Source organism: Wolbachia endosymbiont of Tettigetta isshikii (assembly GCF_041154185.1).
In the GTDB taxonomy this organism is placed as follows: Bacteria; Pseudomonadota; Alphaproteobacteria; order Rickettsiales; family Anaplasmataceae; genus Wolbachia.
Genome location: NZ_JBFTEN010000032.1, coordinates 1 through 10,075, shown reverse-complemented (window position 1 = coordinate 10,075; position 10,075 = coordinate 1). Strand labels below are relative to the sequence as shown.

Here is a 10,075-nt window from a genome sequence, read left to right as displayed (position 1 = left end):
AACGACATTTTTAAATTTTCCGATGTCAATGCCAATAAAATTTTGATAAGATATAACAATAATAAACCTCGATAGTTTTGTTAATTTAAGATTGTAAACGGGTGCATATATATATGTCCCAAACAACTATTCAAACGTATCGAGAGATAGGGCTCGTGTACCTTGATAAGAACGGTTGTAATACCAATTTTTTCTCGGTCGCACATGCCCATGATAACTCTATTCCTATAGTGAGTATGGTTATCTTTCTCTCTTATCTCTTTTATATCACGTTTTTAACTTACAATTTTTTTCAGTGCCAAAGATTTTCTTGAATGTTAGGTCCAATTTTGGGTCAAGAAACTTTGAAAAAGCCATGAGAAATTAACTTAAAAAGTATTAATACTTATACATTATTACTAACAATTATTCAACCATATTTTTAAAGGCTGCTAGTTCAAGCAATTTTCTATATTTATTTTAAGTTAAAAAAGCCCAAGTGAAAGATTGCGCCCCTCCTAAAATTACAGAATCTAGTCTGTTAATTTAAGTGAAAACTAATTACAAAAACCTAGAAAAAAGTTACAAAGGCAGATTATCATGCTTTTTCCATATTCTTTCTACTTTCTTGTTTTTGAGTAGCTCTAATGCTTTATAAAGGTGATGCCTTGTTTTACTTGGCACTATTATATCATCAATATATCCATGTGATGCAGCAAAAAATGGATTAGCGAATTTTTCTTTGTACTCTTTAGCCAGTGTTTGTTGATCTTTTTCACGTCGAAATATAATTTCAACTGCACCCTCAGGGCCCATGACAGCTATTTCAGCAGTCGGCCAAGCGTAATTTATATCACCTTTTAGATGTTTAGAGTTCATGACAATGTATGCACCACCATACGCTTTTCTAGTAATAAGGCTAATTTTTGGTACAGTCGCTTCAGCATAAGCATAAAGCAACTTTGCTCCGTGTTGTATTATATTATTATATTCTTGATTTGTACCTGGCAGGAACCCAGGAACATCAATGAGTGTGATGATAGGGATACTAAATGCGTCACAGAACCTTACAAACCTTGCGGCTTTTCTTGAAGAGTCAATATCCAAACATCCTGCAAGGTGCATAGGTTGATTTGCAACAATACCAACAGTGTTACCTTCAATTCTGCCAAAACCAATTATGATATTACGGGCAAAATCAGGTTTTAGCTCAAAAAACTTCCTTTCATCACACACCTTTTCAATCAGCTCATACATATCATAAGGAATATTAGGATTGCTAGGAATTAGAGTATTTAAAGATTCATCGACATCATCGACATCATCGACATCATTGCAGATTGGTACAGGTTTAGGGGATTGTTGATTATTTACCGGAAAAAAGGTGAAGAATTCACGCATTTTTAGCAGCATTTCAACATCATTATTAAATGCGAAATCTGCAACTCCTGTCTTGCTTGTATGGATTTTTGCTCCACCGAGATCTTCATGGCTTACGTCTTCGTAGGTGACTTTTTTTACTACATCTGGTCCTGTTATGAACATGTATGAGCTGTTTTTTACCATGAAAGTAAAGTCAGTTAATGCTGGAGAATAAACTGCACCGCCAGCACATGGGCCCATGATTAGAGAGATTTGTGGTATAACACCTGATGCATTTACATTCCTTTGAAAAATTTCTCCATAGCCAGCAAGGGAATTTACTCCTTCTTGAATTCTAGCTCCACCAGAGTCATTTAGTCCGATAATTGGAGCCCTGGCATTAATTGCCATATCCATAATTTTGCATATTTTTCTTGCATGTGACGTACCAAGTGAACCACCAAAAACAGTGAAATCCTGAGAATAAACAAAAACCTTTCTGCCATAGATAGTACCGTTGCCAATTAGAACCCCATCACCTAGAAAATTATCATTTTGCATGCCAAAATCAGTTGCATGGTGTTTTACGAATTTGTCGTATTCTTCAAACGAATTTTCATCGAGCAGTATATTCAGCCTTTCTCTAGCAGTTAGTTTCCCTTTTGCATGTTGTTTGTTGATCCTATCAGGACCGCCTCCTTTTTCAGCTTCTAGTGCTTTGGCTTTTAGGTTTTCTAATATTTTAAAGTCTTGCATATCAAAAAAGTGATTTTCAGTCAACAAAGTATACATTACTTTTTTAAAGTGTAAAAAATTCTATTTTGACATAAGCACTTCCTCTTAAGAACCTCCTTATGATTTGATCAACCGTTACTCAACAGAAACAAAAAAACTACTTGACAACCTTCGTCGTTACCCTTATAACGAGAATGAAGCTATTATTTATCTTCAGTCTGTGCAGATTAAACGACAAAAAACTTAATGTACTTGTCGTCTTATGTCTTTACAAACTTTCAAGGTTTTTACCTAAAATAAGTTAAAATGCTCTTGTTAAAGCGTTTAAGACAATAAAAAACACCAATGTATAAAGTTAATATAAATAATTAGCCGCCAACGGGGCTTCTTTTGCTTTTTTTCTTATTTGGTAAATTTTTTAAATATTTATGACTAACATGAACTGGGCAAGGCCAGAAAGCTTATTCAAAATCAATAAAAACGTCTTCTTTTAAAGTTATGGTTATACTCCCGTAGCGTTCTATGGTAGAAAATAAACTGAAGAGTGTTTTACAAAATGATATTACGTAATTTACTGTTTTTGCTACCACCTGAAATTGCTCATTCCTTGGCAATCACGATATTAAAAAAGATGCCTTGTGGAAAACCTATAGAACTACCAGAATCTTTAAACGTAAACTTCTTTGGTAATAAACTTAGAAGTCCTGTGGGTCTTGCTGCAGGTTTTGACAAAAATGCGGAAGTTATAAGGCCCATGCTCTCATTTGGTTTTGGATTTATTGAGGCTGGTACTGTAACTAAACACCCTCAATATGGGAACAAAAAACCGAGAATTTTTCGTTTAATTAAAGACAAAGGAATAATCAATAGATTGGGATTTAATAATAAAGGAATAGACTATTTCCTTAAACGAATAAATGAAACCAAGCTTGATGATTGCGTTTTCGGCATCAATATAGGGAAAAATAGCACTTCGAAGGACCAAATCAGTGACTATATTGACTTAATAAAGATGGTATATGGGAAAAGTAGTTATATAGTGCTGAATATCTCATCTCCAAATACGCCAAATTTACGTAACATGCACAATAAACAAGAATTATCGGAATTGTTGAAGTCCATAACTCTAACTCGGAAATCAATTGATAATTCTGAATCTATGCCAATAATATTAAAAATTTCTCCAGACATAAATCAGCAAACAAAAGAAAATATTGCTGAGCTTGTATTGGAATACAAAATTGACGGCTTGATAGTAAGCAATACTACGGTTAGCCGAGATAATCTGCATTCTCATCACAACGAAATTGGCGGATTGAGCGGCAGGCCATTGTTTAAACTTTCGACTGAATTATTGAGTGACATGTATAAACTCACTAAGGGCAAAACATTATTAATAGGATGTGGGGGAATCTCAAGCGGTGCTGATGCGTATAAAAAAATAAAGGCAGGAGCCTCTCTAGTACAACTGTACACTGCTCTCATATACCAAGGGCCTCAAGTTGTGAATAAAATCAATCTGGAGCTTGCAGAGCTAATAAGAAGAGATGGACTAAGTAACATCAGTGATGCAGTGGGTTGTGACTGTAAATCTTAGCAACTTATTTTGATGGAGTAAAACTAATTTTCTGATATAAAGATACAGCAGGAAGTACTTCCTTTTAATACAACAAGTATGAAAAACGTGAACAATGCAATATCTAAAATCATCAACTATAGGTTTAAAAATGATGCGATATTAGAGGAAGCACTGACTCATCCAAGCTTAAATAAAAAGAATAGCGAAAATCAAACTGAAAATTACGAAAGGTTAGAATTTTTGGGTGATAGCATTTTGAATATGATTGTGTCTGCTATACTGTTTAAACTATTTTCTGAGGAAAGAGAAGGTGCGTTGGCGAAAAGAAAAACGGACTTAGTTTGTGGCAGTACGATTGCCACTGTCGCTAAAGAAATAGAATTGGGCGATTTTATTCTCATGAATAATAGCGAACGCTGCAATGGAGGGAAATGTAACTTAAAAAATTTGGAAAACGCACTTGAAGCACTAATAGGCGCGATTTATATTGATGGCGGATTTAAAAGTGTTGAAAGATTTGTTACCCAACATTGGGAGAAGCTGGCTAAGGATATGCTAATCCCTCCTCAAGATCCTAAAACTTCGCTACAAGAATGGACTCAGAAAAATAAATTACCTTTACCAAAGTATGAGCTTGCAAAACAGACTGGGCCAGAACACAATCCTGAATTTACTATATCAATTCGCATAGAAAACTATAGTGAAGTTTCTGCATACGCTTCTAGTAAAAAGGTTGCTGAACAAAAAGCTGCCGAGCTCATGCTAGAAAAAATTAACAATAGTGAAAAAAGCAATTCAACTTAATTCAAGTTTTAAGAAACAAAATCATCCTGATCAAAAACAAGTATCTTGTGGATGGTCTCTATAGATGAGAACCCTATAGCTTTAGGCTATAAATTTGCAGCATTTAGTGTAGTAATTCTGCCAGATGAAGACAAAATTAAATACATTTTTAATATTTTTATAGAAATCTATTAGAATGGTTTTATATGCTTTTTTTCTAATGACCATTTTTAAATGTTTAATGCTCCTTTTTATCATCTCCTGTATATGCTTACCTACTCAGGGATATATTACCCAAATAGACGACAAAAATCATCATGATATTGAGCACGACCATTCACTGAGGCAATGCAAGGGCAAAATTTTTCCTTTGGAGAGTAACGAACCAACAGTACCAGAAATTGTACCTTTGCCCATCAAGTTTCCTGATTTCACGTCCAGTAGTCAGCTTATTTCTATTAATATTGGTGAAGAAGTTCCAGTAAAGGATTTGCTGATTAAGATAGGAAAACTTTCTGACATTAACTTAAATATAGATCCAAAAATATCAGGCAATATTATTTTAAAGCTAAAAGCTAAAAGCTAAAAATATAAATGAAGTAATTCAGAGCATAGCTGATAACGCCAAACTGCGCTACTCAACAAGTAATGGTGTGATTAGAATTGAGCAAGATTTACCGTACGCGCAAAATTATTACGTAGACTTTATCAATATTCAACACTCTGCTCAAAGCAGTTTTATTGTTAACAACAATATTACCAGCAGTGACGGAATCAATGCCGATAAGGATTATAATAGCGTTGTGAAGTCTCAATACAGCAGCGACTTATGGAACTCATTGGAAAAGGGGCTGAATGCAATAATGGGTGTTAACGGGGTAAATGATGGAGAGTTTCCTTCATCTAATAGAGAAGCTGATGTTACTATTTTGAATGCTAGAAAAAGCATCCACAAAGCTGTTGAAGAATATATTAATAAAGTTAAGCAGTTAGCGTCTTCTCAAGTAATGATAGAGGCAAAGATAGTTGAAGTCGTGTTAGACGATAAGTACCTTTCTGACATCAACTTAGATGATTTATGCGATGGAACCAAACCTGTAATGAATCATGATAGTTCCATTATTAATTTAGCAATGAACTTTGGCGTGGGTGATCTAGGGAATTTAGTAAAAAGTTTAGACAAATTTGGCACTTCAACTGTGATTTCAAGCCCTAGAGTACATGCCATAAATAATCAGCAAACGATGATTTCTTTCACTAAAAATCACGTTTATTTTACCTCTGATATACAAAAAAACTCCAATCATACCTTAGTTACCAAAATGAATAGTGTTCCAATAGGGGTTGTGTTAATAATCCATCTAAGCATCAATGTTGATACTACGGCTACACTAAAGACACAAATATAGAGTACATCGCGCAGCAGAGTAAAACAAAACTGAATAGTAACATTCCAATTATTGAAATTAGGGAAATGAACTCTATGTTAAAAATCAAGAGTGGTGAAGTTATGGTAATTGGCGGACTTATAGAGCATAGAGAAGATAAGCAAAGCTTTAAAGCTACATTGCATCAGAAGTCAAAAAGGCTAGCGGATAATATGAGAACGGTAGAAACCGTCATCTTTTTAAAAGCAACAATTGTACCAACGCTTGGTTTGTTAGATAAAAAGGACGAGAATTTATATATATATTAACTAAAAACTGAACATCAAACCGATTTCAATATTATGAGTTGATATGTCACCTGCAACCGGTATTAGAATGCTGAAGTAACGATAACCAAGGGAGGCTCTAACTTCCGGAACTATTGAATAATTAACACCAAGTCTCACTTGATAAGCAAACCAAGGAACATTTAATGGTATTGAATTTTTAGGTGACCCATTAACCTTTTTTAATCTAAAAACTGTTGGTCCTATACCAAGACCGATATATGGAGCAAATTGTGTATCCTGAATACTAGGATTATAATAGAAGTTTAACAAAAATGCAAATATACTGACTGATTTATCAAATACTAGTAGAGGGTTATCACTTTTAATATCGGCCCAAGAATACATAGTTTCAAAATCAATTCGGCCATTTTCTCTAGCATAGTAACCTAAAGATATGCTGCTGAGCCACTGGAAATCAATTTTACCATCAAATTGATGTATACTCTTAATTCCATCTTCCACTATATTTCTTATTATAGAACCACAACTGCTTTCAACTAAAGTGAGAACTCTTTCTCCGATTGCTTTTATGCCATTCATAAATGTCTCTGAGTTATCAGAATATATCTTGCCACCGTTGGCACTAATATAGAAATTAAGTCTTTTATCTTTAACTGATGTAACTTCTTTTTCATCATATTTTCTAGATTTATGGCATACAAATCTGTTTGCAAGCATTAGATCTTCAGCATCACCTGCATTAGCCTGAGCAGAAAAGAAGCTAATACATAAGATTAGCAATGCATCAAAAACGGTAGATCTTTTCATCATAAACAAGTTTACAATACTTTTCACACATCGAGAAATTAAGAAAGAACATTTCCAATTAAATAACCACTCTCCATTCCTATAACGTTAGCTTTTACAATGCTTTTAGCATGAACCTCTGATGAAAGCTTTATTAATGCAAAATTTTCTGCCCTGCCGATATTATTTTGCTCAACTAAAACGCTTTGTTTAGTGCCGATCAAAGATCGATAAAAGTTATTCATCATTTCTTTACTTATTTCCCTCAAGTTTTTTACCCTTTCTTTACGCACATTCTCTGGCACTTGTGGCATTCGCGCAGCAGGCGTATTCTTTCGCTTTGAATATGGAAAAGCATGTAGGTAAACTATGTTCGTTTCCTTTAGGAGATTAACAGTATTTTGAAACATTTCATCAGTTTCCGTTGGAAATCCAGCAATAATATCAGCACCAAACGCTATATTAGGCCTCAATCCCCTTACTTTATGACAAAATTCTATCACTTGCTCTCTACTGTGACGACGTTTCATCCTTTTTAGGATTAAATTATTACCAGATTGCAAACTTAAGTGTAAATATGGCATAAATCTTGATTCGTTAACTATTAAGCTGATTAACTCGTCGTCAATTTCAGCAACATCAATGGAAGAAAGCCTAAGTCTCTTCAATTCCGGTACATCATTTAAAACTCTCCTGATCATTGAACCAAGTGAAGGTTTGCCGAATAAATCTGTACCAAAATCAGTAATATCAACACCTGTAAACACTACTTCTTGGTAACCGTTTGCTACGAAAATCTTGATTTGCTCTATAATATTATTTATTGGTACTGATCGGTTGTTTCCTCTTGCTTCAGTAATTGAGCAAAATGTGCAGCTATGATTACAGCCATTTTGGACTTCGATAAATGCTCTTGATTTATCTTCAAGCTTATTAATTAGAATAGGTTCTGACCTGCTTGCTTGATTATCACTGACTAATATTTTGTTATTATTTAGCAAATAATTTTCAGTCTTTAGCTTATCTTGATTGCCCAGCACTTTGCTTACACCAGGAATGTTAGTGTACGATTTAGGATCTAATTGAACGGCACAGCCAACTACAATAATTTCTTTACTTGGATCATTTTTATGAATCTTACGTATTTTTTGTTTCACCTGGCGTTCTGCTTCATTTGTTACTGCACAACTGTGTACTACAACAACATTTTTTCTCTCTGCTTTTCTTAGTACTTCTTTAATTAACTGACTTTCATAAAAATTTAAACGACAGCCAAATGTTACTACTTCATCCATGCTAGACTTCAATCGATCTTATAATTTAATTATTATATCAAACATTCAAGTAAAGTCATTAAGCCTCTTATGATCAGGCTCAGAAACGTTAGAACGATTTGCCTCAAGCAAAAACTTGATAAAGGTATAGTGTGTAACTGCGTCAACTTAGTATATACTAAAGCCAGCTTAAGGAATATTAACCAAGAAAAATCGCACCAACTTGACGTTGGTGCTTGAAGCTACTTATCCTTTTACAGAAAAAGTCTTATAGTATAGCAGGTGAATTTGGGAAAGTCAACTATTTTTTTCATACTTTATCATGCCACTGCATTCTGGGACTGTACAACACAGCCTTATTTCAATCGTTTATAACCTTTGGCACTACAAAATATCCATGCTCAGATTTTGTATTGTACAATATCTCCTCTTTAATGTTCTGAGCATTGACAACGTCATCATGTACGTGAATGTCCTTATCTATACTACCATAACGTATAGGAGAAACACCTTCAGTGTTAACTTGCAACAAAGCATCACGTATCCAATCCAACATCGTTAGTTCTTTAGAGTAGTGCTCAATTTCGTCACTTGATAACTTAATTCTTACAAGCTGTGCAATTTTAAGCATTTCTTCCTTAGTAATTGTTACTTTTCTTTTGTTCACAAACTCTATTAGCGAAGTGATGATGTCTTCTGTTGATCTAGCTTGCATTCTTATCCCCTTTAATGAAGTGAACCAAAATATTTGCAGTTGAAACAACTGCTATTTTACCAGTTTTTTCAAATTTGTGAAGTATGGTGTCTGTGATCACTAATTTATCTAGAGAAGAGGAAGAGATTTTTTCAATTGCATTTCCCGAAAGCACACCATGTGTGATGCATGAAATTACAGACTTTGCCACGTGACTTTTCAAAGCAAGAGCGGCATTGCATAATGTGCCACCAGAATCAACTATATCATCAACGATGATACAATTCTTATTTGTCACTTCTCCTATTACATTCATTACCTGAGATGTACCTGCTTTCTCTCTATATTTATCTATTACAATAATCTTATTACTCAATCCCATCTCATACTTTTTCTCTAAAGTCTTTGCAAAAGCACGCGCTCTACCGATTGCTCCAACATCGGGTGCAACTATTGCCAAATTCTCCGTGTGTATAGAGTCAGCAAATGCTTCAAGGCAGCTCAAATTAGCGACTGGTATATCAAAAAATCCTTCAGTTTGACTTGAATGCAAATCAATAATTGCAATACCATTTGCACCTGCAGCCTGGATGAGATTTGCAGCTAATTTCGCACTCAAAGCAGATTGCATATTGTCATTTTTAATAACCCTATCTTGCCTGCTATACCCATAATAGGGAATAATCGCCGTTATTCTTTTGGCTCTTAACCTCTTTACTGCATCAATTGTGATCAGGAGCTCCATAAGGTTGTCATTTGCAGGAGGAGAAATTGACTGTATTATGTACACCTCTTGATTATAGATATCGCCTTCCACGCACACGTTCATCTCGCCATCGGGAAATCTTGATACCTGAGTAAGGGACGGTTGAACATTTAGCTTGTTAACTATCGATTCCCCTAATTCTTTACTAGCGCTACCTATTATTATCTTCATAATCTACCAATTGAATGTAAGATTATACAGAAACTATGGAGTGATTGAAACTCTATTCTAAGATCCTTATCAGCGATCTCTTGCACAGCTACCATTCATCCAAGTAGCCGACACTGGAATCCAGGATACTATTTTAATAGTAAATATTTAAGAAATTTACTAAATAGAGAAAAAAGACAAAAGAAATCACGTGGTAGAAGTTGCTCACTCTCTAATCCTGCAAATTGGCGTACTATACTGTCTTGAACGACTTATAAGCGCGTTTCAG

At 34.5% G+C, this 10,075-nt stretch carries 8 protein-coding genes and 1 pseudogene; 4 read left to right on the top strand and 5 right to left on the bottom strand.

Annotated features, from left to right (window positions below; all coding sequences use genetic code 11):
- Window positions 1–113: 113 nt before the first annotated feature.
- On the top strand, window positions 114–314 hold the full coding sequence (locus tag AB6N09_RS05445; RefSeq protein WP_411131917.1) for a hypothetical protein: 201 nt from the start codon (window positions 114–116) through the stop codon (window positions 312–314).
- A 247-nt stretch (window positions 315–561) separates the two neighbouring features.
- On the opposite strand, the gene AB6N09_RS05440 is transcribed toward AB6N09_RS05445, so the two are convergent.
- On the bottom strand, window positions 562–2,097 hold the full coding sequence (locus AB6N09_RS05440) for an acyl-CoA carboxylase subunit beta (RefSeq protein WP_411131916.1): 1,536 nt from the start codon (window positions 2,095–2,097) through the stop codon (window positions 562–564).
- A gap of 535 nt (window positions 2,098–2,632) precedes the next feature.
- On the opposite strand from AB6N09_RS05440, the gene AB6N09_RS05435 reads away from it, so the two are divergent.
- From AB6N09_RS05435 to AB6N09_RS05425, 3 genes and pseudogenes are all read left to right on the top strand, one after another.
- The gene (locus AB6N09_RS05435; RefSeq protein ID WP_411131915.1) at window positions 2,633–3,673 is read left to right on the top strand and encodes a quinone-dependent dihydroorotate dehydrogenase; all 1,041 of its coding nucleotides are present in this window, start codon (window positions 2,633–2,635) and stop codon (window positions 3,671–3,673) included.
- 78 nt (window positions 3,674–3,751) lie between these two features.
- Window positions 3,752–4,459 carry a ribonuclease III gene (rnc, locus tag AB6N09_RS05430; protein ID WP_411131914.1) on the top strand — a complete coding sequence of 236 codons (708 nt, stop codon included), beginning with the start codon at window positions 3,752–3,754 and terminating at the stop codon, window positions 4,457–4,459.
- A gap of 199 nt (window positions 4,460–4,658) precedes the next feature.
- Window positions 4,659–6,134, top strand: a pseudogene (locus tag AB6N09_RS05425) (type II secretion system protein GspD).
- On the opposite strand, the gene AB6N09_RS05420 reads toward AB6N09_RS05425, so the two are convergent.
- The 4 genes from AB6N09_RS05420 to AB6N09_RS05405 all read right to left on the bottom strand — a co-directional run bounded on the left by AB6N09_RS05420 (window position 6,135) and on the right by AB6N09_RS05405 (window position 9,807).
- Window positions 6,135–6,926 (bottom strand): outer membrane protein, encoded by a 792-nt coding sequence (locus tag AB6N09_RS05420; RefSeq protein ID WP_411131913.1) that lies wholly within the window; start codon window positions 6,924–6,926, stop codon window positions 6,135–6,137.
- 35 nt (window positions 6,927–6,961) lie between these two features.
- Window positions 6,962–8,197 (bottom strand): tRNA (N(6)-L-threonylcarbamoyladenosine(37)-C(2))-methylthiotransferase MtaB, encoded by a 1,236-nt coding sequence (gene mtaB / locus AB6N09_RS05415; RefSeq protein ID WP_411131912.1) that lies wholly within the window; start codon window positions 8,195–8,197, stop codon window positions 6,962–6,964.
- A gap of 340 nt (window positions 8,198–8,537) precedes the next feature.
- Window positions 8,538–8,891: an Asp-tRNA(Asn)/Glu-tRNA(Gln) amidotransferase subunit GatC gene (locus AB6N09_RS05410; RefSeq protein WP_411131911.1), complete on the bottom strand. Its 354-nt coding sequence runs from the start codon at window positions 8,889–8,891 to the stop codon at window positions 8,538–8,540.
- Window positions 8,881–9,807, bottom strand: coding sequence for a ribose-phosphate diphosphokinase (locus AB6N09_RS05405; protein ID WP_411131910.1), 927 nt, complete (start codon window positions 9,805–9,807; stop codon window positions 8,881–8,883). Before AB6N09_RS05405 ends, AB6N09_RS05410 begins: the two co-directional genes overlap by 11 nt.
- Window positions 9,808–10,075: the final 268 nt, after the last annotated feature.